General features: G+C 61.2%; 20 protein-coding genes. 12 read left to right on the top strand and 8 right to left on the bottom strand.

The features are described from left to right. Positions 1 to 59 precede the first annotated feature (59 nt). Positions 60 to 1,487, top strand: coding sequence for an arginine-ornithine antiporter (gene arcD / locus KCG87_RS21700; protein ID WP_027612550.1), 1,428 nt, complete (start codon positions 60 to 62; stop codon positions 1,485 to 1,487). A gap of 120 nt (positions 1,488 to 1,607) precedes the next feature. Here arcD and KCG87_RS21695 read toward each other — a convergent pair whose 3' ends face one another. The 8 genes from KCG87_RS21695 to gap all read right to left on the bottom strand — a co-directional run bounded on the left by KCG87_RS21695 (position 1,608) and on the right by gap (position 12,475). Beyond that, positions 1,608 to 2,954: a CoA transferase gene (locus KCG87_RS21695; protein WP_210558834.1), complete on the bottom strand. Its 1,347-nt coding sequence runs from the start codon at positions 2,952 to 2,954 to the stop codon at positions 1,608 to 1,610. A gap of 196 nt (positions 2,955 to 3,150) precedes the next feature. Next, positions 3,151 to 5,289, bottom strand: a complete 2,139-nt coding sequence (locus tag KCG87_RS21690) for a methyl-accepting chemotaxis protein (RefSeq protein WP_135296415.1) — start codon at positions 5,287 to 5,289, stop codon at positions 3,151 to 3,153. Positions 5,290 to 5,697: 408 nt separating this feature from the next. Next, positions 5,698 to 6,093 carry a YbaN family protein gene (locus KCG87_RS21685; protein WP_097085930.1) on the bottom strand — a complete coding sequence of 132 codons (396 nt, stop codon included), beginning with the start codon at positions 6,091 to 6,093 and terminating at the stop codon, positions 5,698 to 5,700. Between the two features lie 163 nt (positions 6,094 to 6,256). Beyond that, on the bottom strand, positions 6,257 to 6,853 hold the full coding sequence (locus KCG87_RS21680) for a biliverdin-producing heme oxygenase (protein ID WP_135296414.1): 597 nt from the start codon (positions 6,851 to 6,853) through the stop codon (positions 6,257 to 6,259). A gap of 112 nt (positions 6,854 to 6,965) precedes the next feature. Then, complete coding sequence (locus KCG87_RS21675) at positions 6,966 to 9,551, bottom strand: TonB-dependent receptor (RefSeq protein WP_210558835.1); 2,586 nt, start codon at positions 9,549 to 9,551, stop codon at positions 6,966 to 6,968. 122 nt (positions 9,552 to 9,673) lie between these two features. After that, on the bottom strand, positions 9,674 to 10,639 hold the full coding sequence (locus KCG87_RS21670; protein ID WP_210558836.1) for a FecR domain-containing protein: 966 nt from the start codon (positions 10,637 to 10,639) through the stop codon (positions 9,674 to 9,676). 124 nt (positions 10,640 to 10,763) lie between these two features. Then, positions 10,764 to 11,282: a sigma-70 family RNA polymerase sigma factor gene (locus KCG87_RS21665; protein WP_210558837.1), complete on the bottom strand. Its 519-nt coding sequence runs from the start codon at positions 11,280 to 11,282 to the stop codon at positions 10,764 to 10,766. 191 nt (positions 11,283 to 11,473) lie between these two features. Then, the gene (gene gap / locus KCG87_RS21660; protein ID WP_095137054.1) at positions 11,474 to 12,475 is read right to left on the bottom strand and encodes a type I glyceraldehyde-3-phosphate dehydrogenase; all 1,002 of its coding nucleotides are present in this window, start codon (positions 12,473 to 12,475) and stop codon (positions 11,474 to 11,476) included. A gap of 220 nt (positions 12,476 to 12,695) precedes the next feature. On the opposite strand from gap, the gene edd reads away from it, so the two are divergent. The 11 genes from edd (at position 12,696) to KCG87_RS21605 (ending at position 26,701) form a co-directional block, all read left to right on the top strand. Then, a complete protein-coding gene (gene edd / locus KCG87_RS21655) occupies positions 12,696 to 14,522 on the top strand; it encodes a phosphogluconate dehydratase (protein ID WP_047599558.1) in 1,827 nt (608 codons plus the stop codon). Further along, on the top strand, positions 14,519 to 15,478 hold the full coding sequence (locus tag KCG87_RS21650) for a glucokinase (RefSeq protein ID WP_210558838.1): 960 nt from the start codon (positions 14,519 to 14,521) through the stop codon (positions 15,476 to 15,478). The genes edd and KCG87_RS21650 overlap by 4 nt, the downstream gene beginning before the upstream one ends. 214 nt (positions 15,479 to 15,692) lie before the next feature. Further along, positions 15,693 to 16,424 carry a response regulator transcription factor gene (locus tag KCG87_RS21645; protein WP_007917879.1) on the top strand — a complete coding sequence of 244 codons (732 nt, stop codon included), beginning with the start codon at positions 15,693 to 15,695 and terminating at the stop codon, positions 16,422 to 16,424. Beyond that, complete coding sequence (locus KCG87_RS21640; RefSeq protein ID WP_134787168.1) at positions 16,414 to 17,883, top strand: ATP-binding protein; 1,470 nt, start codon at positions 16,414 to 16,416, stop codon at positions 17,881 to 17,883. Before KCG87_RS21645 ends, KCG87_RS21640 begins: the two co-directional genes overlap by 11 nt. A gap of 295 nt (positions 17,884 to 18,178) precedes the next feature. After that, entirely contained in the window at positions 18,179 to 19,438 is a 1,260-nt protein-coding gene (locus tag KCG87_RS21635) for an AGE family epimerase/isomerase (protein ID WP_210558839.1), read from the top strand. 118 nt (positions 19,439 to 19,556) lie between these two features. Beyond that, a complete protein-coding gene (locus tag KCG87_RS21630; RefSeq protein WP_027612563.1) occupies positions 19,557 to 20,858 on the top strand; it encodes an ABC transporter substrate-binding protein in 1,302 nt (433 codons plus the stop codon). A gap of 247 nt (positions 20,859 to 21,105) precedes the next feature. After that, a complete protein-coding gene (locus KCG87_RS21625; protein ID WP_007917874.1) occupies positions 21,106 to 22,014 on the top strand; it encodes a sugar ABC transporter permease in 909 nt (302 codons plus the stop codon). Beyond that, on the top strand, positions 22,007 to 22,852 hold the full coding sequence (locus tag KCG87_RS21620) for a carbohydrate ABC transporter permease (protein WP_007969317.1): 846 nt from the start codon (positions 22,007 to 22,009) through the stop codon (positions 22,850 to 22,852). The genes KCG87_RS21625 and KCG87_RS21620 overlap by 8 nt, the downstream gene beginning before the upstream one ends. A gap of 2 nt (positions 22,853 to 22,854) precedes the next feature. Then, entirely contained in the window at positions 22,855 to 24,015 is a 1,161-nt protein-coding gene (ugpC, locus tag KCG87_RS21615; protein WP_097085915.1) for a sn-glycerol-3-phosphate ABC transporter ATP-binding protein UgpC, read from the top strand. A 194-nt stretch (positions 24,016 to 24,209) separates the two neighbouring features. Continuing rightward, entirely contained in the window at positions 24,210 to 25,559 is a 1,350-nt protein-coding gene (locus KCG87_RS21610; protein WP_027612565.1) for a carbohydrate porin, read from the top strand. A gap of 287 nt (positions 25,560 to 25,846) precedes the next feature. Further along, the gene (locus KCG87_RS21605; protein ID WP_003227443.1) at positions 25,847 to 26,701 is read left to right on the top strand and encodes a D-hexose-6-phosphate mutarotase; all 855 of its coding nucleotides are present in this window, start codon (positions 25,847 to 25,849) and stop codon (positions 26,699 to 26,701) included. Positions 26,702 to 26,898: the final 197 nt, after the last annotated feature.

The raw sequence follows: 26,898 nt of genomic DNA, 5'->3' as shown, positions 1-26,898 counted from the left end.
CCCCTCGCCACAGGTATAAACAGGTTTCGAGAACCGTTGTCAGGAAAAGGGAGACTGGAATGTCGCAACCGACGCAAAAGCTGCGACTGGGTGCGTTGATCGCCCTGGTGGTGGGTTCGATGATTGGCGGGGGGATTTTCTCGCTGCCACAGAACATGGCCGCCCGCGCCGATGCCGGGGCAATCCTGATCGGCTGGGGGATCACCGCCATCGGCATGCTAACCTTGGCCTTCGTGTTCCAGACCCTGGCCAACCGCAAGCCCGAGCTGGACTCGGGGGTCTATGCCTACGCCAAGGCCGGGTTTGGCGACTACATGGGTTTCTCGTCCGCCTGGGGCTACTGGATCAGCGCGTGGCTGGGCAACGTCGGTTATTTCGTGTTGCTGTTCAGCACCCTCGGTTACTTCTTTCCGGTATTCGGTCAGGGCAATACGCCGATCGCCATCGGCTGCGCGTCGGTGCTGTTGTGGGCGGTGCATTTTCTGGTGATGCGCGGGATCAAGGAGGCGGCGTTCATCAATCAGGTGACCACGGTCGCCAAGATCGTGCCGCTGATCATGTTCATCGTGATTGCCGCCGTGGCGTTCAAGGCCGACATTTTCACCCGCGACATCTGGGGCCGCAGCAACCCGAGCTTCGGCGGGGTGATGGATCAGGTGCGCAACATGATGCTGGTGACGGTGTTCGTGTTTATCGGCATCGAGGGCGCCAGCGTGTATTCGGCGCGGGCGGAGAAACGCAGCGACGTCGGGCGCGCCACGGTGATCGGCTTCCTCGGTGTGCTGGCGCTGCTGGTGCTGGTCAACGTGCTGTCGCTGGGGATCATGAGCCAGCCCGAACTCGCGACTTTGCAGAACCCGTCGCTGGCGGCGGTGCTGGAGCACATCGTCGGGCCGTGGGGCGCATTGTTGATCAGCCTCGGTCTGGCGGTGTCGCTGCTTGGCGCATTGCTGTCATGGGCGCTGCTGTGCGCGGAAATCCTGTTTGCCACGGCCAGGGACAAAACCATGCCGGCGTTCCTGAAAAAGGAAAACGCCAACCATGTGCCGGTCAATGCGCTGTGGCTGACCAACGTGATGATTCAGATATTCCTGCTGATCACACTGTTTTCCGCCGGCACCTACACCAGCCTGATCTACCTCGCTTCGTCGATGATTCTGGTGCCGTACCTGTGGTCGGCGGCGTACGCGGTGCTGCTCAGCGGACGTGGCGAAACCTACGAACATGCCTCGGCCGAACGTACCAAGGATCTGCTGATTGGCGGCATCGCCCTGTGCTACGCGGTGTGGTTGTTGTATGCCGGCGGAGTGAAATACCTGCTGCTGTCGGCGTTGCTGTATGCGCCGGGGGTGGTGCTGTTTGCCAAGGCCAAGCATGAGCAGGGCGAGCCGCTGTTCACCCCTGTCGAGAAAGGCATTTTCGCCTGCGTGCTGATCGGCGCGGGGCTGGCGGCGTATGGTTTGTACAGCGGGGTGTTGTCGCTGTAGGTGGATTGATTGTGCATCGGTGGTGTCAGTGCGGGCCTCTTCGCGAGCAAGCCCGCTCCCACATTTGAAATGCATTCCCCTGTGGGAGCGGGCTTGCTCGCGAAGAGGCCCGAATGGTCATCACCACTGCGCGCGATGCGAACCCAATTCAGTAGCCGGCAACGCCCACTGCAGCGGCGTCCCGCTGATCGTCACCGGTGCCAGCAAGCGGTGCGCCGGCCCCCACGGGGTCTGCTCCACCCGTGAGTCTTGATCCTGTTTAGCCTCGGCGCGCAACGCTTCGCTCGTCCCAGGCCCATGTTCGATCAACAGTTTGGCGGTGCGCGCCAGTGACAAGCGTGCAGAACCGCCGCGACCGCTGCGCAAACGTTCAGTGAGCAATGTGATCGCACTCGCCGCCATCAGATACCCGGTCGCGTGATCCAGCGCCTGCACCGGCAGCGGCGTCGGTTTGTCAGCCTGTTTCCAGCGCTGTCCGGCCTCGGCGATGCCGCTGCTCATCTGCACCAGGCTGTCGAAGCCACGGCGGTTCTGCCATGGGCCGCTCCAGCCGTAGGCATTGAGACTGACGTCGATCAGCCCCGGCGCCAGTTGTCGACGGCGTTCGGCGCCGAAACCGAGGTGTTCCAGGGCATCGGCACGGTAGCCGTGCAGGAGAATGTCGGCGTCCTTCAACAGGATTTCGAACACCGCGCGATCGCTCGGTTGCTGCAGGTCCAGCCGCGCACAGCGTTTGCCAAGAGTCATGTCGGGAATGACACCCGGCTCGTTCCAGCTCGGCGGATCGATGCGCAGCACGTTGGCGCCGAGGCCCGCGAGAAAACGGCTGGCGGTGGGGCCGGCGAGCACGCGGGTCAGGTCGAGCACCTTGAGCCCGGCCAGCGGTTGCGCCACCGAGCCTTGCCACGCGTTGGCCTTTTCATCCTGCGAATCGATGAAATGCACCAGCGGCTCGGCATTCACTGCCATCCCTTGCGGATGCTGCTGCCATTGCGCCCAACTGCGCATTTCGGCGGCGCAGCCGTTGGCCTCGACCACCGCTTGTTCCAGATCGGCGCTGTTCCACTGCGCGACTTTCGCCGCCATGGCAGCGCGATCGGCGCAGGCACCGAGCACGCTTTCAGCCGCAGCACGGTGATGTGGGGCGTTGGTGTGCAGGCGGATCCAGCCGTCTTCGGTTGCGTAGTCGCCAGCAATCGGATCCCACAGCGGCGGGATCTCCCAGCCGATCGGCCGCAACGAGGTGGCAAACCAGAACGACGCCAGACGCCGATCGACTTCCACGGCGGGCAAGTGCCCGGTCTGTTGCCGGAGCAGTTCGCTGACGGCCTGACCGGCAGCGCCGATGCTCGCGCAGGCCAGGTCGCTGACGGCAAACGCCGAGGGCAGGGCGCCACTGGCGGTCAACGGAATCGACGTGTGGGGCAAGCCGAGTGCGGCTTGAATGGACGTGAGTAAATCAGTCATCGAAGGCCCTCCGGGAGAGAGGGCGATGATAGTGCAAAAAAATCTCGGCTTAGATGAAAACCCTCATCTCCTGAGTCAACACAAATCCCTGTGGGAGCGGGCTTGCTCGCGAATGCGGTGTATCAGCGCCATATAAAGTGACTGACACACCGTATTCGCGAGCAAGCCCGCTCCCACAAGGGGACTGTGGTGGATTTCAGACGCGGAACTGATCCATCAGCTTCATCTGCTGACTGGCCAGGGCATTGAGCTGGCTGCTGATCGCCGCCGATTCAGTGGCCTGTTCAGTCAGGGTTTCAGTCACGGTGCGGATCGCCGAGACGTTGCGGTTGACCTCTTCGGCCACGGCGCTCTGCTGTTCGGCGGCGCTGGCGATCTGCAGGTTCATGTCGCTGATCACCGTGACCGCATCGCTGATCTTGCCCAGCGCATCCACCGCCTGCCGGATCTGCCCGGCGTTGTTGTGCGCCTGGGTCTGGCTCGAATGCATGGTCGCGACCACGCCACGGGTGCCGGTCTGGATGCGTTCGATGACGATGCGGATTTCTTCCACCGAATCCTGAGTGCGCTTGGCGAGGTTGCGCACCTCGTCGGCCACCACCGCGAAACCACGACCGCTTTCCCCGGCGCGGGCCGCTTCGATGGCGGCGTTGAGCGCCAGCAGGTTGGTCTGTTCGGCGATGCTGCGGATCACTTCCAGCACCGAACCGATCTGCTCGCTGTTGACCGCCAGCGCTTCGACTTCGGTCACCGCTTTGCTGACTTCATCGGCCAGTTGATTGATGTCGCGGGTGCTGCGCTCGATGATCGACATGCCGTCCCTGGCCGACTGATCGGCGCCCTTGGCGGCGTTGGCCGCGTTCGACGCGCTGTTGGCGACGTCGTGGGCGGTGGCGCTCATTTCGTTGGACGCGGTGGCGACCTGATCGATTTCGCGGAACTGCACCTGCATGCCTTCGCTGGTCTGGCGGGCGATTTCCGAAGACTGATCAGCAGTGCCACGCGCTTCGGTGATGCTCTGCTTGATCTGGGCGATGGTCGGTTGCAGCTTGTCGAGGAAGCGGTTGAACCAGTTCACCAGTTCGCCCAGTTCATCCTTCTTGCTGTAGTTCAGGCGCTGGGTCAGATCGCCTTCACCGCTGGCGATGTTCTTCAGCATCTCGGCGACGCTGTTGATCGGCCGGGTCACGCCCGACGCGGTGAGCCAGATCAGCAGCAGGCCAATCAGACCGGCGACTACCGCCACCAGCAACGCGGTGATCACCCCGGTTTTCTGCGCATCGTCGAGCACTGCCTGCAGCTTGACCGAATCGGCCAGCAGAACCTGCTTCGGCAGGTCGATGACCACACCCCAAGCCCGCGAGTTGCCAATCGGATCTACCGGGTACACCGCGCGAATCAGCTCGCCCTGTTCGAGAATCTTCGGCGTGCCGCTGCTGACCAGTTGCAGCAGATCCTTGCCATCGGCACCGAGGGTATCGCTGATCTTTTTACCGACCTTGGTCGCATCGGAACTGTCGGCAGCGAGCACGCCGCTGCCCGAAACGATCAGCATGTGTCCGGCGTTGTTGAACAGGTTGCGTTGGGACTCCACCGCCGCCGCTTGCAGGGCATCGAGGGCGATGTCGACACCGACCACGCCGATGGCCTTGCCGTCGACGATCAACGGCACGGAAATGGTGGTCATCAACATTTCCTTGCCGCCCACGGTGTCGGCATACGGGTCGAGCAGGCAAGTACGCTTGTTGTCACGAGGGCAGGTGTACCAGCTGTTGTACGGCGTGCCGCTGACGCTGAGGGTGGTCTTGGTCATGTCTTCTTCGACCATGATCGTGTTCAGCGCCGAGCCGGCAGCGCGGCTCCAGTAAGTTGCAAAACGCCCGGCTTCATTGGACTGACGCGCGGCATCGTTGACGAACTCGCTGTCCTTGCCGTCGAGGCCGTTGGGTTCGAAGGCGAGCCAGATGCCGAGCACCTTGTCGTTGCGCTCGAACGCGGTTTTCAGGCTCTGATTCAACTCTTCACGCAGGGCCCCGGCGTCCAGCGAACGCTTGGCGGCCAGTGCGCGCATGTCCTTGATCTGATCGGCCAGCGCGGTGATCACCGTCAGGCTTTCGCCAAAGGTCTTCTGCACCCGCACTGCTTGTTCGGCCGCCTTGGCCTGCAACAGGTTCTGCACACTGGCGGTGAGCATCTTGCTGCTGGAGTCACTGACCAGATCGTCGTTCTGGTTGGTCTGGTAAATGTTCATGCCGACGATCAGCGCAACCACACCCAGCAGGCACAGACCGGAGAGCAGGACAATTTTCAGGCGAATGGAGAGAGAGTCGAACATGGGGCGATCTCGTGAATGAATGAGCAGGTGGCCACGGGATGAACTACCCGGTTCGCCAAATCCATTCAGCGCCATGCATTGCTCATCGGCGCGCGGCGAAGGTGCATGAGGCGCTTGCCGACGAACGGTCAGCGCTAAACGTTTGCGCAGGGGATTGTGCTGAAAAGGCGATTAATTACAGGGAAGTTTCAGTCCCATGAACCCCGAGGCACTGCTGGTGATGAGGCTTTGTGGTGAGGGGATTTAGCGAAACGTCGCACCGCCCCGATGGACTGCGCAGCAGGCCCAAAACCTGACAACCAGTTTTAACTGAAACTCTGCGGATGCCTGATTTAGTGGCTGCTGCGCAGCCAATCGGGGATAAATCCCCTCACCACAAAAGTCACATCCACAAAGCATAGTGGGAGGTCAGGAAGAGGAGGGGAGCGCTTCCGGGCGCGACCAGATCCACAGATTGCCCAGACTCATCCCGGCAATCGCCAGATACACCGGCCAGCCGTGATCGAGCATTACCAGCATCAACGTCGCGCACAGCAGCATGCTGATCGTGGCGCTGACCTTGGCTTTGCGCGCGATGATCTTGCCGTTGCGCCAGTTGCTCAGGATCGGCCCGAACAGCCGATGGTTTTCCAGCCAGGCGCTCAGGCGCGGCGAGCTGCGAGTCGCGGCCCAGGCGGCGAGCAGGATGAACTCGGTGGTCGGCAGGCCGGGCACGACGATGGCGATCAGGCCAATGCCGAGGCTGACGTAGGCCAGCAGGCCGAACAGCAGACGGGCGAGTTTTGAGGTGGCGGGTTGCGGCATGGGCTCGGGGTTGCAGTGAGGCGAATCGGGGATTCTACAGGCTCGCGCTGTTCCCATGTGGGAGCGGGCTTGCTCGCGAAAGCGGTGTGTCAGTGACATATGAGGTGGCTGACACAGCGCTTTCGCGAGCAAGCCCGCTCCCACAGTAGGGATTTGTGTTGGGTCAGGCCGGTTCGGCTTCTGTGGCGTAAGCCTGTTCCAGCAGCACGGTGAAGCGGTTGAACGCGTCGATTGCGCCTTGCTCGACTTCGGCTTCCTCTTCGGCGGTGAACGGCAGGGAATCGAGGGTGCGCACGAAGCTTTTCCAGCCTTCGGCACGGCCGCCTTCCGGTTCACCCAGGTGACGGGCACCAAAGGTTTCGCTCAGCTCCAGCGCCACCGCACGTTTGATCAGGAACGCAGCGCCGAGCTTCGAACCTTCGGAGACGAAAATCCAGCCCAATGCACGGGCCTTGCTCGGGTTTTTCAGCGCACCGGCCACCGGTGCCGGGATGTCGGTGTCGAGATCCGCCAGGTCAGCCTTGGCCGCATCCGCGCGGCAACGGGCCGGCAGATCCGGGACGATGGCAGTCAGTTCGGCATTGTTATAGAGATCGACCAGTTCCGACTGGAACAGGTACTGCGCGACCACGAAACGCGCGAAGTTGGCGCGGGTCTCGAACGGCGCGTGGGCCTTGACCAGGGCGTCGAGCTTGCTGTGCGGCTCGTGGGTGATCTGGTTCAGGCGTTGTGAACGCAGGGCTTTTTCCGATGTGGTCATGGGGTGTCCTTGATAAAAGAGGCGCTTGATAACGAGACGAACGGGCAGGTGCCAAACCGTAAAAAAAAGCCCTGCGACGCGCTGAACAATGCGCGTCGCAGGGCCGTCCGGATCAGATGTCCCAGACCAGATTGATCGTGAAGTTGCGGCCCGGTTGGGTCAGACGATCGAGGTTGGCCGGTTGCGTCACCGAGGCTTCGCCGACGCTGTCGTAACCGCGCACGTCATCCCACAGCCAGTATTTCTTGTCGGTCAGGTTGTAGATGCCGCCGCTGACGGTGACGTCGTCGGTGACTTTGTAGTAGCCGGCCAGATCGAGAATGCCGAAGCCCGGGGTCTTGAACTGGCTGCTGACGCCATCCGGCGACTTGAAGTTGCTGTCGTCGACGCGATCCTTTTTCTTCACCACGGTCCAGCTCAGCAGGCCGCCGTAGTTGTCCTGGTCGTAACCCAGGCCGAACACGCCGGTCAGCGGATTGACGCTGTTGAGCGGTTCGCCGTTGTCGTTGTTGCGACCGTAGGCGTAAGCGATCGAGCCCTGGGTGTAGAGGCCCTGCGGCGCGCCGAACGCATCGAGGTTCAGGCGACCTTTGACTTCGGCGCCCTTGATGGTCGCGTGCTTGATGTTGCTCGACTGGAAGGTCAGCTCGTCGTAACCGGGAGTGACCGCGTCTTCGTTGATGAAATCGCGGTACTTGTTATAGAACACCGCCACGTCGAACGAGCCTTGTTCGAAGTTGCCGCGCAGACCGGTTTCATAGCTTTTGCTTTTCTCCGGTTCCAGGTTCGGGTTGGGCGCCACGTTGTAGCCGGTGGTGCTGTTTTCAAAGCGTCCGTACAGCGCTTTAGCGGTCGGCGTGCGGAAACCTTCGGCGTACTGGCCGTACCAGGTGTAATTTTCGGTCAGGGCGTAGGTCAGGCCGAATTTGGGCGAGACTTTGTGCCAGCTCTTGTTCGCGTCGCTGACCGTGCCGTTGCCGTCGGCGGCCACGGTGTTGAGGAATTCCTGGGTGATGTGCGGCTTTAGCTGGGTGTGGTCGTAGCGCAGGCCCGGCAGTAAGGTCCACTGGTTCCAGCTGATCTGATCCTGAGCGAACAAGCTGTAGGTGTTGATGGTCGGGTCCGGGAAGTCGCTGGATTTTTTCAGCACATCCGCCGCGCTGGTGGCGCCGATGGCGGTGCAGCCACGGCCGACCGCGAGGCACTTGCCGTCGCCGCTGCGCGAGCCGGTGACCTTCTGTTGCTTGATCGTGGTGCCGTAGGTCAGCACGTGATCGGTGTCACCGATGGCGAAGGCCTTGTCCAGTTGCGCATCGAATACCCACTGTTTTTCCTCGTAGACCGTGTCGCGGGTGCGCAGCACTTTACGGGTCATCGGATAGTAGAACTCTTCGGTGCTCTGATCGGTTTTGGCGATCTGGTGATTGAGGCTCCACTTCACGTTATCGGCCAGCAGGCTGTCGAGGGCAAAGCTGTGCTCGAGGCCGAAACGCTCGCGGGTGATGGTGTCATTGCCGGTGCGCCACTGGTACATGCCGCCGGGCAGCATGCTGTTGGGGATGGTCGGCGCGCCGTTGAAGTACGGGCCGCCGTAGGCACTTTTCTGATCGGTGTCGCGATCGTCCTTGTACTTCTCGTAGGTCAGGCCCAGACGGGAATCTTCGTTGTAGTTCCAGCCGATCTTCGCCAGGACGTTGGTGGCCTTGACGTCTTCCGGGTTGGCAGCGGTGCGCGCCAGGCCCGTGCCGTTGTTGCTGCCGTAGGAATCGGTTTCGTGACCGTCGCGCTGGCTGAAGTGCAGCAAGCCGTCGAACTGCTCGGCACGCCCGGCGACGGTGGCGGATTTCAGCCAGCTCTCATCGGCGGAGCTGTAACCGGTTTTGAAGCGAGCGCCGACGTCTTTGCCGGGCTTGATGATGTCGTCCGGCTCGAGGGTGTAGTAGCTGACGGCGCCGCCAATGGCGTTGCTGCCGTACAGCACCGAGGCCGGACCCCGGAGGATTTCCACGCGTTTGACGATTTCCGGGTCGACGTAATTGCGCTGGGTCTTGGCGTACGGGCCGTTGAAGAAACCGTCCGGCACTTCGACGCCGTCGACCTGCGTCAGGATGCGGTCGCCGTCGATGCCGCGGATGTTATAGCCGCTGATACCGCCACGCTGGCCGGCGCCGCCGACGGACACGCCCGGCTCGTAGCGCACCAGATCCTTGATGGTGTTGACGTTGTTGCGGTCGAGGTCCTGGCGGGTCTGCACAGTGACTGTGGCCGGAACGCTGCTGACCGACTGTTCCTGGCGAGTGGCGCTGATGGTCACCTGATCCAGATTGAGTGCACCGCTGGAGCTGCGCTTCTCCAGCACCACGTTATTGTTGCTCAGCTTGCGGAAGCTCAGGTTGGTCCCCACCAACAGGCGCTCCAGGGCTTTTTCCGGCGGCAGCGAACCGCGCACGCCCGGCGACGAAACACCCTGACCCAGTTCCGCCGGCAAGCCGACCTGCCAACCAGTGACGCTGGTAAAGGCATTGAGCGCCGACACCAGCGGTTGCTGGCCGATCGAGAACGAATAATCACCCATGTTGCGCGCCGGTTGTTCGGTGGCAGCCATCAGCGGTGCGGTGCCGGCCATGAGGATGGCGGCCGTCAGCAGCGACAATACGCGGGAAGGGGAAGCGGTCTGGCGGGTAAGGCGAGAGGACATCGATAGCGCTCCGTGTCGCACGAATCTTTATAGGTGCTGATCCGTCTCCGAAGATGCGAATCAATTGCATTGGCTATAACGAGACGAACGGGCTTTGGCTATCGAGTAAAAATAATTCTCATTTAGTTCAGGATCACCAGCGCGGGGAATTCCTGCAGGCGCGCCGAGGTGATGTGGGCGAGGGAGCGCACCACGTCCAGCGGTTGGTCGAGGCGGTAGTTGCCGGTGACGTTGACGTCGGCCAACTGCTCGTTGGTGTTGATGATCCAGCCCGGGTAGTAGCGGCGCAATTCGGCCAGTACCTGATTCAACGGGCAGTTCTCGAACACCAGTCGGCCCTGAACCCAGGCCAAATCGGTGGCGGCATCGAGCTTGGCCGGACGATCGAAACCGTTGGGGCCGATGCGAATGCTTTCGCCGGCGCTCAAACGCACTCGTGCGTCGTTGTGCGTGGCGCGCAGATCGACATCGCCGCGCTGCACATTGACTTGTGCCACACCGTCCAGATAACGCACGGCGAATGCGGTGTCGCGCACGCTGGCCTGCACCGGGCCGGCATCGATTTGCAGCGGCTGGCCACGGTTGGCAGCCACTTCGAAAAACGCTTCGCCCTGATACAGCCGCGCCACGCGCTGCCGGTCATTGATGGTGCTGGAGAATGCCGAGTTGGTGTTGAGCAGCACCTTGGAGCCATCCTCCAGTTGCAGGCGCTGGCGCTCGCCGACCACGGTCAGGTGATCGGCCTGCAGGCGCATCGGCAGATTGCTGAAACTGAACAGACCGAGCACCAGCACCGCAGCAGTCGCCAACGGTTTCCAGTGCGGACGCAGACGTTTGAGCAACGTGACTTTCGCAGGCTTCGCCGCGAGACTCTGTGCACACTGCACCACTTGCGGCCCGTCCCAGATCGCCTGAGCCTTGGCGAACGCCTCGGCATTCAACGGATCGGCCGCCAGCCACGCGTGAAATTGCCGGGTCTGCTCTTCGTCCGCACTGCCGAGCACGATGAGCCAGTCCAGAGCCTGGTCCATTGCACGGGCGGCGTCCTGCGCCGTTGCGGGCGAAGGCGGGCGGTGGGTGTCCGTCACGGTGTGTCCTCGGCAGTGTCTGTGCACGGCTGTTTTTTTAGTGAAGCGTAAAAGTCGGGCAAGGGTAACAAAGCCCGATGATCAGTGCAGTCGATCCTGTGGATGACAGCAAACGCCTTTGGCCTCAATCGCCATTCAAGCGCTCGGCGACACCGATGCAGATCGACATGATCAGCTTGAGTTCCTTCTGCACGGTGCTGAGGGACACATTCAATTCGTCGGCGATTTCCTGGTAGCTGTGCCCGTGCAGGCGGCTGAGGATGAAAATCTGCTGCTGACGCGGGCTGAGTTGACTGAGGCTCACGTTCAGGCGCTCCAGCAATTGTTCGGCGTGGGCGGCGTCTTCGGCGCTGCTGGCGGGGGCGGCGATGCTGTGCACCACGTCCTGTGGCACGTCATCGACCATGGTCCGCGAATGGATCTTGCGCGCACGCAGGTGATCCAGCGCCAGGTTGCGCGCGGTCTGGAACACGAAGGGTTCAAGGTGATCGATGGCGCGTTCGCTCAGCGCCCGCGTGACGCGCAGGTAGGTCTCCTGCAACAGGTCTTCGGCGGTGCTGTGGTTGTTGACCATCCGCTCGATCGTGCGCAGCAGGGACGTGCGCTGAGAGAGGAAGACATGATTGAAGCGCGATTGACTCACGGGGGAACCTGATCCATTTCGAGCGAATGATAATGCTTATCATCTAGTCGAGTGGTCAAGTGTTGATTTCAGATTGAAATCAGAAACCTGTGGGAGCGGGCTTGCTCGCGAATGCGGTGAGTCAGTCGATACATCAATTGCCTGACACGACGCCTTCGCGAGCAAGCCCGCTCCCACATGGGAGGAAGGGATTATTCCGCGTTGCAGAGCGCCAGGCAGTTATCCAGCATGCGATTCGAGAAGCCCCATTCGTTGTCGTACCAGGCCAGCACCTTCAGCAGTTTGCCGCTGGCTTTGGTGTGATTGGCGTCGAAGATCGACGACAGCGGGTTGTGGTTGAAGTCGCTGGAAACCAGCGGCAACGTGTTGTAACCCAAAATTTTCGAATGCTGGCTGGCGGCTTTCATCAGCGCGTTGACCTCGTCGGCCGTGGCTTCCTTCTTCAACTGCACGGTCAGGTCCACCAGCGACACATTGATCACCGGCACGCGCACCGCCATGCCGGTCAGTTTGCCCGCCAGTTCCGGCAGCACCAGGCCTACCGCTTCAGCGGCGCCGGTCTTGCTCGGGATCATGTTCTGCGTGGCCGAACGCGCGCGGTACGGGTCGGTGTGGTAAACGTCGGTCAGGTTCTGGTCGTTGGTGTAGGCATGAATCGTGGTCATCAGGCCGCTTTCGATCCCCAGCTCGCGGTGCAGCACCTGCGCCACTGGCGCCAGGCAGTTGGTGGTGCACGAAGCGTTGGAGATGATCTGGTGCGACTGGCGCAGAATGTCGTGGTTCACACCATAAACCACCGTAGCGTCGGCGCCTTTGGCCGGGGCCGAGATGATGACTTTGCGCGCGCCGGCAGTAAGATGCGCAGCCGCTTTGGCGCGGTCGGTGAACAGACCGGTGCATTCGAACACCACATCAATCTTTTCCGCCGCCCATGGCAGCTCGGCCGGGTTGCGAATGGCGCTGACCGCAATGCGGTCGCCATTGACCGTCAGGCTCTCATTGTCATGGGCCACTTCGGCGTCGAATGTGCCGTGAACGGTGTCGTATTTGAGCAGATGGGCATTGATGGCGCTGTCGCCCAGATCGTTGATGGCGACGATCTGCAAATCCTGTCGATAGCCTTGGGTATACAGTGCGCGCAGGACATTACGGCCGATGCGGCCAAAACCATTGATTGCGATTCGAAGAGTCATTGAACAGCGCCGCCGTCGTTTTGTTGTTGGAATTACAAGATTATTCGCATAAAAATAGAAAACAAGCCTTTTTAGTGGCAATATTTTGTTTTATCTACAACGAGTGACCTGAATCAACTGGTCCGAATGGTCAAAAAAGCCGTCTGTCATTCCAACAACAACGGCGTTTGATCAGCATAGACAATCAGGTCGCCACATCCGTTAGCCTGGAGTTCTACACATGCATCCCCGCGTCCTTGAGGTCACCGAACGGCTTATCGCCCGCAGCCGCGCCACGCGTCAGGCTTACCTTGCACTGATTCGCGGTGCCGCTACCGACGGGCCGATGCGCGGCAAGCTGCAATGCGCCAACTTCGCCCACGGCGTGGCCGGGTGCGGCAGCGAAGACAAGCACAGCTTGCGGATGATGAACTCGGCGAACATCGCCATTGTTTCTTCGTATAACGACATGCTCTCGGCGCACCAGCCGTACGAAGTCTTTCCCCAGCAGATCAAAAACGCCCTACGCGAAATCGGCTCGGTCGGCCAGTTCGCCGGCGGTACGCCGGCGATGTGTGATGGCGTGACCCAGGGCGAGCCGGGCATGGAGCTGAGCCTGCCGAGCCGCGAAGTGATCGCCATGTCCACGGCGGTGGCGCTGTCGCACAACATGTTCGACGGCGCGCTGATGCTCGGCATCTGCGACAAGATCGTGCCGGGGCTGATGATGGGTTCGCTGCGCTTCGGCCATCTGCCGACGATCTTCGTCCCGGGCGGGCCGATGGTCTCGGGGATTTCCAACAAGGAAAAAGCCGACGTGCGGCAGAAATACGCCGAAGGCAAGGCGACCCGCGAAGAGCTGCTGGAGTCGGAGATGAAGTCCTACCACAGCCCGGGCACCTGCACCTTCTATGGCACCGCCAACACCAACCAGTTGTTGATGGAAGTCATGGGCCTGCACTTGCCGGGCGCGTCTTTCGTCAACCCGAACACCCCGCTGCGTGATGCCCTGACCCGCGAAGCCGCGCATCAGGTGACGCGCCTGACCAAGCAGAACGGCAACTTCATGCCGATCGGCGAAATCGTCGACGAGAAGGCGCTGGTCAACTCGATCGTCGCGCTGCACGCCACCGGCGGCTCGACCAACCACACCCTGCACATGCCGGCGATCGCCATGGCTGCGGGCATTCAATTGACCTGGCAGGACATGGCCGACCTCTCCGAAGTCGTGCCGACCCTGAGCCACGTCTACCCGAACGGTAAAGCCGACATCAACCACTTCCAGGCCGCTGGCGGTATGTCGTTCCTGATCCGTGAGCTGCTTGAAGCGGGCCTGCTGCACGAAGACGTCAACACCGTGCTCGGCCATGGCTTGAGCCGCTACACCAAAGAGCCGTTCCTCGATAACGGTGAGCTGGTGTGGCGCGAAGGCCCGATCGAAAGCCTCGACGAAAACATCCTGCGCCCGGTTGCCCGTGCATTCTCCGCCGAGGGTGGCTTGCGGGTGATGGAAGGCAACCTCGGTCGCGGGGTGATGAAGGTTTCCGCCGTGGCGCTGGAAAATCAGATTGTCGAAGCACCGGCCATGGTGTTCCAGGATCAGCAGGATCTGGCCGATGCGTTCAAGGCCGGTTTGCTGGAGAAAGATTTTGTCGCGGTGATGCGCTTCCAGGGCCCGCGCTCCAATGGCATGCCGGAACTGCACAAGATGACGCCGTTCCTCGGCGTGCTGCAGGATCGTGGCTTCAAAGTCGCGCTGGTCACCGACGGGCGCATGTCCGGCGCGTCGGGGAAAATCCCGGCGGCGATTCACGTCAGCCCCGAAGCTTATGTCGGTGGTGCTTTGGCGCGGGTGCAAGAGGGCGATATCATCCGCGTCGATGGCGTCAAAGGCACTTTGGAACTCAAGGTCGACGCCGCCGAATTTGCAGCGCGTGAACCTGCCAAAGGCCTGTTGGGCAACAACATCGGCAGCGGTCGCGAACTGTTTGGCTTCATGCGTTTGGCCTTCAGCTCGGCGGAGCAGGGCGCCAGCGCCTTCACTTCTGCCCTGGAGACGCTTAATTGAAACTGGCTTTGGTCGGTGATATCGGAGGCACCAACGCGCGGTTCGCGTTGTGGAAAAACCAGCAACTGCAATCGGTTCAGGTGCTGGCGACAGCCGACCATGCCAGCCCGGAACAGGCGATCAGCCTGTACCTGAGCGGCCTCGGTCTGGCGCCGGGTTCGATCGGTTCGGTGTGCCTGTCGGTGGCGGGGCCGGTGAGTGGTGATGAATTCAAATTCACCAACAACCACTGGCGCCTGAGCCGCACGGCGTTCTGCAAAACCTTGCAGGTCGAGCAGTTGCTGCTGATCAACGACTTCTCGGCGATGGCGCTGGGCATGACCCGCTTGCAGCCCGGCGAATTCCGTGTGGTCTGCGAAGGCACGCCGGAGCCTTTGCGCCCGGCGGTGGTGATCGGCCCGGGCACCGGCTTGGGCGTCGGCACCTTGCTCGATCTCGGCGAAGGCCGGTTTGCCGCGTTGCCGGGGGAGGGTGGACACGTCGATCTGCCGCTGAGCAGTCCGCGTGAAACCCAGCTCTGGCAGCACATCCACAACGAGATCGGCCACGTCAGCGCCGAGACTGCGTTGAGCGGCGGCGGCTTGCCTCGGGTGTATCGGGCGATCTGCGCGGTGGATGGGTATGAGCCGACACTCGATACGCCGGAAGCGATCACCGCAGCCGGCCTGGCTGGCGATCCGATCGCGCTGGAAGTGCTGGAACAATTCTGCTGCTGGCTCGGTCGTGTGGCGGGCAACAACGTGCTGACCACCGGTGGTCGTGGCGGCGTGTACATCGTAGGCGGGGTGATTCCGCGCTTTGCCGACTTCTTCGTCAACAGCGGTTTCGCCCGCAGCTTCGCCGACAAGGGCTGCATGAGCGATTACTTCAAGGGCATTCCGGTGTGGCTGGTGACGGCGCCGTATTCCGGGTTGGTGGGTGCCGGTGTCGCACTGGAACAAGCAATCCCGACCTGAAATGCAATCCAATTGTGGGAGCGAGCCTTTGTGGCGAGGGGATTCATCCCCGATGGCCTGCGAAGCAGGCCCGGTTTTTCCAGGGTCGCTGCGCAACCCATCGGGGATAAATCCCCTCACCACAGGTTTGTTCCCACAGTGGTTCTGTGGTGTTTGCAAGTTCGATGCTTAAGGCATAATCCGCCCCAATTCCAACAACAAGGATGCCTTCGAAGTGAGCTCAGTCAACAAGTCGATATTGTTGGTCGATGACGACCAGGAAATACGCGAGTTGCTGGAAACCTACCTGACCCGCGCCGGGTTTCAGGTGCGGGCCACCGCCGATGGCGCCAGTTTCCGCCAGGCACTCAACGAGGCGCCGAGCGATCTGGTGATCCTCGATGTGATGCTGCCCGATGAAGACGGTTTCAGCCTGTGCCGGTGGGTGCGCCAGCATCCGCGCCAGGCGCAGGTGCCGATCATCATGCTCACCGCCAGTTCCGACGAAGCCGACCGGGTAATCGGGCTGGAGCTCGGCGCTGACGACTACCTCGGCAAACCTTTCAGCCCCCGCGAACTGCAAGCCCGAATCAAGGCGCTGCTGCGTCGCGCGCAGTTCGGTCAGGAACGCAGCGGTAGCGACGTACTGGCCTTCGACGAGTGGCGGCTGGACATGGTCAGTCATCGACTGTTCCACACCGACGGCGAAGAGGTGATTCTCTCCGGTGCCGACTTTGCGCTGCTGAAGTTGTTTCTCGATCATCCGCAGGAAATTCTCGACCGCGACACCATCGGCAACGCCACCCGTGGCCGTGACCTGATGCCGCTCGACCGGATTGTCGACATGGCCGTCAGCCGCTTGCGCCAACGTCTGCGCGATACAGAAAAACCGCCACGACTGATCCGCACCGTGCGCGGCAGCGGCTACCAACTGGCAGCCAATGTGGTTGCCGGCAATGCTCACTGAGTCGCTGCGCCGGCTCGCCAGCAAGGTGCCGGTGCCGCGTTCGCTGCTTGGGCGGATGCTGCTGCTGACCTTGTTGGCGGTGTTGTTTGCGCAGACGTTGTCGAGCGTGATCTGGGTCTCGCAACTGCGCGCCACCCAGCTCGAAGGCCTGGTCACCAGCGCCCGCAGCCTGGCCCATTCGATGACCGCCAGCGTCAGCTATTTCCGCTCGTTGCCGGTGGCGTACCGGCCGCTGGTACTCGACCAGTTGCGCAGCATGGGCGGCACCCGTTTTGTGGTGACGCTCAACGACAAGCCGCTGGGTATGGACGTGCTGCCGATCACCCCGCGCAAGGCTGCGGTGATTCAAGCGGTGGACGAAGTGTTGCGCCAGTCGCTGGGCCACGATACCGATATCTCGGTAACCTTCGTCAGCCCCGAGGATCTGCGGATCTTCAATGCCGGGCTGAAACTCGATGAGCTGCCGCGCTCGTGGGCGCATTACGCACTGACGCTGGAACCGGTGAATCCGCCGGTGCTGGTCACGCAGATTCAAATGGCGCCGGGCGAATGGCTGTACATCGCCTCGTTGCTGCCCGAACCCTACACCAGTCTCGAAGAGCAAGGCCTGCCGGCACAGCAGGTGTGGTTCATCGTCCTTACCAGCGGCTTTTTGCTGCTGTTCATCGGCCTGCTGGTGCACTGGCAGAGCCGGCCGCTCAAGCGTCTGGCGCGGGCGGCGCGGGATCTGTCGCTGGGTGCCGATGTCGAGCCGGTGGCCGAGGGCGGCGGCAGCGAAGTGGTGGAAGTGGGCCGTGCGTTCAATACCATGCGCGAGCGTATCAGCCGCTACCTGACCGAACGCAGCCAGTTGTTCAGCGCGATTTCCCATGACCTGCGCACGCCGATCACCCGTCTGCGCTTGCGCGTCGAACTGCTGGAAGACGAGAAACTGCAAGCCAAGTTCGGCCGCGATCTGGATGAACTGGAGCTGCTGGTCAAAGGCGCGCTGCAGTGCGTGAAAGACACCGACATCCACGAGAACATCGAGCCGGTGGACTTGAACCACGTACTCGACTGCCTGGTGGAGCCGTATCTGGCGCCCAACGGCAATGGCCGCGTGACCCAGCAAGGCAAGGCGCTGGCGGCGTATCCGGGCAAGCCTCTGGCGTTGAAACGCTGCATCGGCAACCTGATCGACAATGCGCTGAAGTACGGGCAGAACGCGCATCTGCACATCGACGACGATGAGCGCGCGTTTGTCCTGCACGTCGACGATGAAGGCCCGGGGGTTCCGGAGCAGCGGCTGGAGCAGGTGTTCGAGCCGCACTTTCGCTTGGCCGGGCAGCAGCAGGGTTATGGTCTCGGTTTGGGCATTGCGCGCAACATTGCTCACAGCCATGGCGGTGAGGTGACGTTGCAGAATTTGCGTGAGGGCGGGTTGCGCGTGACCCTGCAGTTGCCGCGTTCGGCGGATTAGATCAAAAGAGCCCCTCCCCCTAGCCCTCTCCCGGAGGGAGAGGGGACTGACCGAGTTGTCTTGCGTCATACATCGACCTGAAACACCGTGTCGATTATGGATTCGCTGAAAAACTTTCAGGTCGGCGTAACTCTTCAATACCCCTCGGTCGGCCCCCTCTACCTCTGGGAGAGGGCTGGGGTGAGGGGTTGCTCTTTGTCACAGCCTGGTGACAAACCCCGCCCCTTTCGTTACAAGCCCACCCCGACCCGTTGTTTAGACTGCCCGCAGTCATAACAACAAAAAAGGGCCACTCATGGACACCTTTCACCCAGACTTCAGCAGTTGGCTGAACGCCCCTGCGCACCAGCAATGGCTCGCCGACGAAGGTCTGCGCCTGCTGGCATTCGCCAAGGCTTCCAGACTGCCCGAGGGTTTCGGCAATCTCGACGAGCGCGGCCGTTTGCCGGCGCACGCGCAAGCCGAAACCATGAACACTGCACGCATGACCCACAGTTTCGCCATGGCTCACATTCAGGGTCTGCCGGGGTTCGCGGAGCTGGTCGATCACGGCATTGCGGCGCTGCGCGGGCCGCTGCGGGATGCGCTGCACGGTGGCTGGTTTGCGGTCGCTGAACACCGCGATGGCAACACCGGCAAGAACGCCTATCTGCATGCCTTTGTCGCGCTCGCGGCCAGCTCGGCGGTGGTCGCGCAGCGTCCCGGCGCCCAGGCGTTGCTGGATGATGCGATCGACATCATCGACACCTATTTCTGGAGCGAAGAAGAGGGCGCCATGCGCGAATTCTTCAATCGCGACTGGCGCGAAGAAGAGGCCTATCGCGGCGCCAACAGCAACATGCACGCCACCGAAGCATTCCTCGCGCTGGCCGATGTCACTGAAGACCCGCGCTGGCTGGTACGTGCGCAGCGCATCGTCGAGCGGGTGATCCACGGTCACGCCGCCGCCAACGGCTACATGGTCATCGAGCATTTCGACCGCGACTGGCAACCGCTGCGCGAGTACAACCACGACAATCCCGCTGACGGCTTCCGCCCTTACGGCACCACCCCGGGCCACGGTTTCGAGTGGGCGCGGCTGCTGTTGCATCTGGAAGCGGCGCGGGTCCAGGCCGGGATGCTCACGCCGGGCTGGCTGGCGACCGACGCGCAAAAACTCTTCGAGCAGAACTGCCGACACGGCTGGGACGTCGATGGCGCCCCGGGGATCGTCTACACCCTCGACTGGGGCAACAAAGCCGTGGTGCGTCATCGCTTGCATTGGACCCATGCTGAAGCCAGCGCGGCGGCCAGCGCCTTGCTCAAACGCACCGGTGATGCGCAATACGAAACCTGGTACCGGCTGTTCTGGGAATTCTGTGAAGGCCATTTCATCGATCGCTGCGACGGCAGCTGGCATCACGAACTCGATCCGCAAAACCGTCCGAGCGCCGATATCTGGCCGGGCAAGCCCGATCTGTATCATGCCTGGCAGGCGGTATTGATCCCTCGTCTACCCTTGTCACCGAGTATGGCGACAGCTCTGGCGCAAATATCCCGGCCTGTTCCTGTGTAACCATGTGGTGACATTTGCGCGTCCCTTCGTTACCTGCGAAGGGAATCGCCCTGTTTAAACTCCTGTGCAGCGCAAGCACCAGACTTGCATGCATAACAACAAGAAAGGTACATCTCAGATGAATGCGATTTCTCGCCTCGCTACTGTCATTTCTGTCGCCTCCCTGTTCCCGCTCGCAATTCTGCCTCTCAGTGTTTCCGCTGCCGAATCCAAAGGTTCGGTCGAAGTCGTGCACTGGTGGACGTCCGGTGGCGAAAAAGCCGCTGTCGATGTGCTCAAGGCGCAAGTTGAAAAAGACGGTTTCACCTGGAAAGACGGCGCTGTCGCCGGCGGTGGCGGTGCCACGGCCATGACCGTGCTGAAAAGCCGCGCCGTTGCCGGTAACCCGCCGGGTGTCGCCCAGATCAAGGGCCCGGACATCCAGGAGTGGGCTTCCACCGGTCTGCTCGACACCGACGTCCTGAAGGACGTGGCCAAAGAAGAGAAGTGGGACAGCCTGCTCGACAAGAAAGTCTCCGATACCGTGAAGTACGACGGTGATTACGTGGCCGTACCGGTGAACATTCACCGGGTGAACTGGCTGTGGATCAACCCGGAAGTCTTCAAAAAGGCCGGCATCACCAAGAACCCGACCACCCTCGAAGAATTCTACGCCGCCGGCGACAAGCTCAAGGCTGCGGGCTTCATCCCGCTGGCCCACGGCGGTCAGCCTTGGCAGGACAGCACCGTGTTCGAAGCCGTGGTGCTCTCGGTCATGGGCGTTGATGGCTACAAAAAAGCCCTGGTCGATCTGGACAACAAAGCGCTGACCGGTCCGGAAATGGTCAAGGCGCTGACCGAGCTGAAGAAAGTCGCGACCTACATGGACCAGGACGGCAAGGGTCAGGACTGGAACCTGGAAGCGGCCAAGGTCATCAACGGCAAGGCCGGCATGCAGATCATGGGTGACTGGGCCAAGTCCGAATGGACGGCCGCCAAGAAAGTCGCCGGCAAGGATTACGAGTGCGTAGCCTTCCCGGGCACCGACAAGGCGTTCACCTACAACATCGACTCCCTGGCGGTGTTCAAGCAGAAAGACAAAGGCACTGCGGCCGGTCAGCAGGACATCGCCAAAGTCGTGCTGGGTGAAAACTTCCAGAAAGTCTTCAGCATCAACAAAGGCTCGATCCCGGTACGTAACGACATGTTGAACAACATGGACAAACTCGGTTTCGACTCTTGCGCGCAGACCGCTGCCAAGGACTTCCTGGCAGACGCCAAGTCCGGTGGCCTGCAGCCGAGCATGGCGCACAACATGGCGACCACGCTGGCGGTGCAGGGCGCGTTCTTTGATGTCGTGACCAACTACATCAACGACCCGAAAGCCGACCCGGCCGATGCGGCCAAGAAACTGGGCGCGGCGGTTCAGTCGGCCAAATAACCCTCAGTAGCGTAGGCCCCTCTTTGTGGGAGCGGGCTTTGTGGTGAGGGGATTTAGCGAAACGTCGCACCGCCCCGATGGGTCGCGCAGCGGCCCCAGAAAGTTGCAGCGGTGGAGTACCAGAAAGACCGCGTGCAAAGGTTTTGCGACTGCTTCGCAGCCGATCGGGGATAAATCCCCTCGCCACAGAGCTCGCTCCCACAAGGGGAAAGCGTGTGAATTTTCTACCCTCGTACTGGATTTCCCCATGAGTTCTGTTGCTGTGTTCAGCAAAGCCTCGCCGTTCGATGCACTGCAGCGCTGGCTACCGAAACTGGTGCTGGCGCCGAGCATGTTCATCGTGCTGGTGGGCTTCTATGGCTACATCCTGTGGACGTTCGTGCTGTCGTTCACCACCTCGACGTTCCTGCCCAACTACAAGTGGGCCGGCCTGGCGCAATACGCGCGGCTGTTCGACAACGATCGCTGGTGGGTGGCGAGCAAGAACCTTGCAGTGTTCGGTGGCATGTTCATCGGCATCACCCTGGTGATCGGTGTGCTGCTGGCAGTGTTCCTCGACCAGCGCATCCGTCGCGAAGGCTTTATCCGCACCATTTACCTGTACCCGATGGCACTCTCGATGATCGTCACCGGTACCGCGTGGAAATGGCTGCTCAACCCGGGCATGGGCTTGGACAAATTATTGCGTGACTGGGGCTGGGAAGGCTTCCGTCTGGACTGGCTGATCGACCCGGATCGCGTGGTGTACTGCCTGGTGATCGCTGCTGTGTGGCAAGCCTCGGGCTTCATCATGGCAATGTTCCTTGCCGGCCTGCGTGGGGTCGATCAGTCGATCATTCGTGCCGCGCAGATCGATGGCGCGAGCATGCCGACCATCTACTGGAAAGTCGTGCTGCCAAGCCTGCGTCCGGTGTTCTTCAGTGCGGTGATGATTCTGGCGCACATCGCGATCAAGAGCTTCGACCTGGTCGCGGCGATGACGGCGGGTGGCCCGGGTTATTCCTCCGACCTGCCGGCGATGTTCATGTACTCCTTCACCTTCAGTCGCGGCCAGATGGGCATGGGCTCGGCCAGTGCGATTCTGATGCTCGGTGCGATTCTCGCGATCATCGTGCCTTACCTGTACTCCGAGCTGAGGACCAAGCGTAATGACTAGTCTCGCTGCCAAACCCGCTTTCAGCCTGAGTCGCGTCGCGATCTACGCGGTGCTGATCCTCGCGGTCCTGCTGTACCTGATTCCGCTGGTGGTGATGCTGCTGACCAGTTTCAAGACCCCGGAAGACATCAGCACCGGCAACCTGCTCAGTTGGCCGACCGTGGTCAGCGGCATCGGCTGGGTCAAGGCCTGGGCCACGGTTGACGGTTACTTCTGGAACTCGATCAAGATCACCGTGCCGGCCGTGGTCATTTCCACCGCCATCGGCGCGCTGAACGGTTACGTGCTGTCGTTCTGGCGTTTCCGTGGTTCGCAGCTGTTCTTCGGCCTGCTGCTGTTCGGCTGCTTCCTGCCGTTCCAGACCGTACTGCTGCCGGCCTCGTTCACCCTCGGCAAGATGGGCCTGGCGAGCACCACCACCGGCCTGGTCTTCGTTCACGTGGTCTATGGTCTGGCGTTTACCACGCTGTTTTTCCGTAACTACTACGTGAGCATTCCCGATGCGCTGATCAAGGCTGCACGGCTGGATGGCGCGGGTTTCTTCACGATTTTCCGGCAGATCATTCTGCCGATGTCGACCCCGATCATCATGGTTTGCCTGATCTGGCAGTTCACCCAGATCTGGAACGACTTCCTGTTCGGTGTGGTGTTCTCCAGCGGTGATTCGCAACCGATCACGGTGGCGCTGAACAACCTGGTCAACACCAGCACCGGCGCCAAGGAATACAACGTTGATATGGCAGCGGCGATGATCGCCGGCCTGCCGACCCTGCTGGTCTATGTGGTCGCAGGCAAGTATTTCGTGCGCGGGCTGACGGCCGGCGCAGTCAAGGGGTAATCATGGCAACGCTCGAACTTCGCAACGTCAACAAGACCTACGGTGCCGGCCTGCCGGACACCCTGAAGAACATCGAACTGTCGATCAAGGATGGTGAGTTCCTGATCCTGGTCGGCCCGTCGGGCTGCGGCAAATCGACCCTGATGAACTGCATCGCCGGCCTCGAGACCATCACCGGTGGCGCGATCATGATCGGCGATCAGGACGTCAGCGGCATGAGCCCGAAGGATCGCGACATCGCCATGGTGTTCCAGTCCTACGCGCTGTACCCGACCATGAGCGTGCGCGAGAACATCGAGTTCGGTCTGAAAATTCGCAAGATGAGCCAGTCGGCGATCGACGAAGAAGTCGCGCGCGTGGCCAAGCTGCTGCAGATCGAACACTTGCTCAACCGCAAGCCGGGCCAGCTCTCCGGTGGTCAGCAACAGCGCGTGGCGATGGGCCGTGCGTTGGCGCGTCGGCCGAAGATCTATCTGTTCGACGAACCGCTGTCGAACCTCGACGCCAAGCTGCGCGTCGAGATGCGTACCGAAATGAAACTGATGCACCAGCGCCTGAAAACCACCACGGTCTACGTGACCCACGACCAGATCGAAGCGATGACCCTGGGCGACAAAGTGGCGGTGATGAAGGACGGGATCATTCAGCAGTTCGGCACGCCGAAAGAGATCTACAACGACCCGGCCAACCTGTTTGTCGCAAGCTTCATCGGTTCGCCGCCGATGAACTTCATTCCGCTGCGCCTGCAACGCAAGGACGGTCGTCTGCTGGCACTGCTTGACAGCGGCCAGGCGCGTTGCGAGTTGCCGATGAGCATGCAGGATGCAGGGCTGGAAGATCGCGAAGTGATCCTCGGCCTGCGCCCGGAACAGATCGTTCTGGCGAACGGCGAGGGCAATGGTCTGCCGAGCATCAAGGCGGAAGTGCAGGTCACCGAGCCGACCGGTCCGGACACCCTGGTGTTCGTCAACCTGAATGAAACCAAAGTCTGCTGCCGCCTGGCGCCGGACGTGGCACCGCAGGTGGGCGAGACCCTGACCCTGCAATTCGATCCGTCGAAAGTGTTGTTGTTCGATGCCAAGACTGGCGAGCGTCTGGGGACTGCGGGGCAACCGAAGACCGAAGCGCACGGCGCCAACGTCGCCCAGTTCAAGGGGCGCTGAAGATCAAAAATGTGGGAGCGGGCTTGCTCGCGAAAACGGAGTGTCAGGCAGCACACATGGCGACTGACATGACGCCTTCGCGAGCAAGCCCGCTCCCACAGGGGAAAAGTGGTGTTCGGCCTGTCGAGCATCGCAATTTATGTAAACCGCGTTGGAAAAAAACAGTTAATAACAATAAAGACGAGGATGTAGGGATGAAAAAGAAACACGTCAATGCCCGGTTGATCTGCCAAGTGTCAGCTGCGGCGGCATTGGTGCTGGCCGGTAACGCCATGGCGGCGGATGCCTTCAGCTCCGACTCGAAATGGATGACCGGTGACTGGGGTGGCGAGCGGACCAAGCTGATCGAGCAAGGTATCGACATCAAGGCTGACTACGTTGGGGAAATGGGCGCCAACCTGCATGGCGGCTACAACGACGACAAGACCGGTCGCTACAGCGATCAGTTCGGTCTGGGCGTGGCGCTGGACCTGCAAAAACTCTGGGGCTGGGACAACACTCAGGCCAAGATCCAGTTGACCAACCGTAACGGGCAAAACATCTCCAACGACCGCGTTGGCGATCCGCGTGCTGGCACTCTGTCGTCTTCGCAGGAAGTCTACGGTCGTGGCCACATGGTACGTCTGACCCAGTTGTGGATTCAGCACCAGTTCTTCGACAACAAGCTGGACGTCAAGGCCGGTTACTTCGGTGAAGGCGAAGACTTCAACACCTTCCCGTGCGACTTCCAGAACCTGGCGTTCTGCGGTTCGCAAGTGGGTAACTGGGCGACCAACATCTGGTACAACTGGCCGGTCAGCCAGGCCGCGATTCGCGTGAAGTACAACATCAACGACGAGCTCTACGCGCAGATCGGTGCTTACAACCAGAACCCGTCGCAACTGGAACACGGCAACGGCTTCAAACTCAGCGGCAGCGGCACCAAAGGGACTGTTCTGCCAGTCGAACTGGTCTGGTCGCCGAAGGTCAACAGCCTGCCGGGCGAATACCGCGTCGGTTACTACAAGAGCACGGCTGACGCCAATGACGTCCGTGAAGACGTCAACGGCTTCGACGCTGCAACCACTGGCGACGCGTACAAGACCCACAGCAGCAAACACGGCTACTGGTTCGTCGCGCAGCAGCAACTCACCAGCCACAACGGTGATGCTTCGCGCGGTCTGAACATCGCCGCCAACGCGACCTTCCACGACAAGGACACCAACTTCATCGACAACTACCAATCGGTGATGTTTGTCTACAAGGGCCCGTTCGACGCGCGTCCTAAAGATGACGTGGGTATCGGCGCGGCGCGTATTCATGTCAACGATGACGTGAAGAAAAACGCCGAGTTCCTGAATGCGTCCAACGGTGTTTCGGACTACGACAACCCGGTGTTCTCGCCAATTCGTGAAACCGAATACAACTACGAGATCAACTACGGCTTCCACGTCACCAACTGGCTGACCGTACGCCCTAACCTGCAATACATCACTCACCCGGGTGGTGTGGATGAAGTGGACAACGCTTTAGTCGCTGGCCTGAAAATTCAGTCTACGTTCTAACGCTGTTGCGATAAGCTCCTCTCTATGTGCGCATATTTGCGGACAGCCAAGGCTGTCCGCTTTTTTTTGCGATAGACGTCCGATGTTACACCTGTGGCGAGGGGATTTATCCCCGATGGGGCGCGAAGCGGCCCTGAACCCATTGCATACGATATGTCAGTGGGAAAACGGTTGCAGGTTTGGGTTTGCTTCGCAACCCATCGGGGATAAATCCCCTCGCCACAGTGTTCACTCTCACTGGGCACAAAGGTAATTGAGTACCCCCATGATTTTCAGGACCGTGGCCAATGCATGAGCATCCGCTGCAACGCTTCTTCAAATCCCTGCGCGAACGACCGGTGTTTGCCTGGGAGCGCTATCAGATGCGCGATGTGCTGGTGATCGACCATCCGCTGTGTCAGGCGGTGTTCAGTCGGCAGGGCGCGCAGTTGCTGCACTTTCAGCCGCGCGGGCAGAAACCGTGGTTGTGGTGTGCGGCGAAGTGGCCCCACGTTGGCGCCATTCGCGGTGGCGTGCCGGTGTGCTGGCCGTGGTATGGCCGCCATCCGAGCGAAAATGCCTGGCCATCTCATGGCTGGGCACGACTGCTCGACTGGAAGTTGCTCGACAGCAGCAGCGCCGAGGATGGCGTGCGACTGCACTGGCAATTGCAGTTGTGCGACTGGCAGGTCGACCTGCACGCGCACCTCGGTGAGCGCATGGAATTACGCCTGAGCACCGAGCATCAGGACGACATGCCGTGCCAATTGAGCCAGGCTTTGCACGCTTACTGGCGTATTGGTGATGTCGGTGAGATAGCGCTGTCTGGGCTCGAAGGTGCGCAGGGTTATGACCAACTGAGCCGCCGGTCGTGTCAGCAGGAAGGCGAGTTGCGCGTCGATGGCGGCTGTCAGCGGGTGTTCCAGCACGACGGCGAATTACAGCTCAAGGATCACGCCTGGCAGCGCGAGTTGTGCATCGATACCGGCGACAGCGGCGACACGGTGGTCTGGCATCCGGGCTCGCGCCCGTTGCTGGGCGTGAGCTGGGATGAAGTGACGGAGTTTGTCTGTGTCGAAGCGGCGGCGGGCGGTACCGACAGCCTGCATCTGGCGCCGGGGGAGAAGGCGCATTTGAGTTTGCAGGCGTGGGCGGCGGCTTGAGTGCGTCAAGTTCACCGCTACCCTCACCCTAGCCCTCTCCCGGAGGGAGAGGGGACCGATCGGGGGATGCTGAAGAATTACGCCGAAATGAAAGAGCGGTGCTGAATCCATAATCGACTGGATATTTCAGGTCGATGTATAGCGCAAGACACCTCGGTCAGCTCCCTCTCCCTCGGGGAGAGGGCTGGGGTGAGGGT

Source organism: Pseudomonas sp. MWU347 (genome assembly GCF_017947305.1).
Classification (GTDB): domain Bacteria; phylum Pseudomonadota; class Gammaproteobacteria; order Pseudomonadales; family Pseudomonadaceae; genus Aquipseudomonas; species Aquipseudomonas putida_A.
The sequence above is the reverse complement of the archived record's forward strand: the minus strand, read 5'-3'. Positions and strand labels throughout refer to the sequence as shown.

Coding starts and splice junctions, on each gene's coding strand:
- arcD (WP_027612550.1), top strand. CDS start 60: ATGTCGCAACCGACGCAAAAGCTGCGACTGGGTGCGTTGATCGCCCTG.
- KCG87_RS21695 (WP_210558834.1), bottom strand. CDS start 2,954: ATGACTGATTTACTCACGTCCATTCAAGCCGCACTCGGCTTGCCCCAC.
- KCG87_RS21690 (WP_135296415.1), bottom strand. CDS start 5,289: ATGTTCGACTCTCTCTCCATTCGCCTGAAAATTGTCCTGCTCTCCGGT.
- KCG87_RS21685 (WP_097085930.1), bottom strand. CDS start 6,093: ATGCCGCAACCCGCCACCTCAAAACTCGCCCGTCTGCTGTTCGGCCTG.
- KCG87_RS21680 (WP_135296414.1), bottom strand. CDS start 6,853: ATGACCACATCGGAAAAAGCCCTGCGTTCACAACGCCTGAACCAGATC.
- KCG87_RS21675 (WP_210558835.1), bottom strand. CDS start 9,551: ATGTCCTCTCGCCTTACCCGCCAGACCGCTTCCCCTTCCCGCGTATTG.
- gap (WP_095137054.1), bottom strand. CDS start 12,475: ATGACTCTTCGAATCGCAATCAATGGTTTTGGCCGCATCGGCCGTAAT.
- edd (WP_047599558.1), top strand. CDS start 12,696: ATGCATCCCCGCGTCCTTGAGGTCACCGAACGGCTTATCGCCCGCAGC.
- KCG87_RS21640 (WP_134787168.1), top strand. CDS start 16,414: ATGCTCACTGAGTCGCTGCGCCGGCTCGCCAGCAAGGTGCCGGTGCCG.
- KCG87_RS21635 (WP_210558839.1), top strand. CDS start 18,179: ATGGACACCTTTCACCCAGACTTCAGCAGTTGGCTGAACGCCCCTGCG.
- KCG87_RS21630 (WP_027612563.1), top strand. CDS start 19,557: ATGAATGCGATTTCTCGCCTCGCTACTGTCATTTCTGTCGCCTCCCTG.
- KCG87_RS21625 (WP_007917874.1), top strand. CDS start 21,106: ATGAGTTCTGTTGCTGTGTTCAGCAAAGCCTCGCCGTTCGATGCACTG.
- KCG87_RS21620 (WP_007969317.1), top strand. CDS start 22,007: ATGACTAGTCTCGCTGCCAAACCCGCTTTCAGCCTGAGTCGCGTCGCG.
- ugpC (WP_097085915.1), top strand. CDS start 22,855: ATGGCAACGCTCGAACTTCGCAACGTCAACAAGACCTACGGTGCCGGC.
- KCG87_RS21610 (WP_027612565.1), top strand. CDS start 24,210: ATGAAAAAGAAACACGTCAATGCCCGGTTGATCTGCCAAGTGTCAGCT.
- KCG87_RS21605 (WP_003227443.1), top strand. CDS start 25,847: ATGCATGAGCATCCGCTGCAACGCTTCTTCAAATCCCTGCGCGAACGA.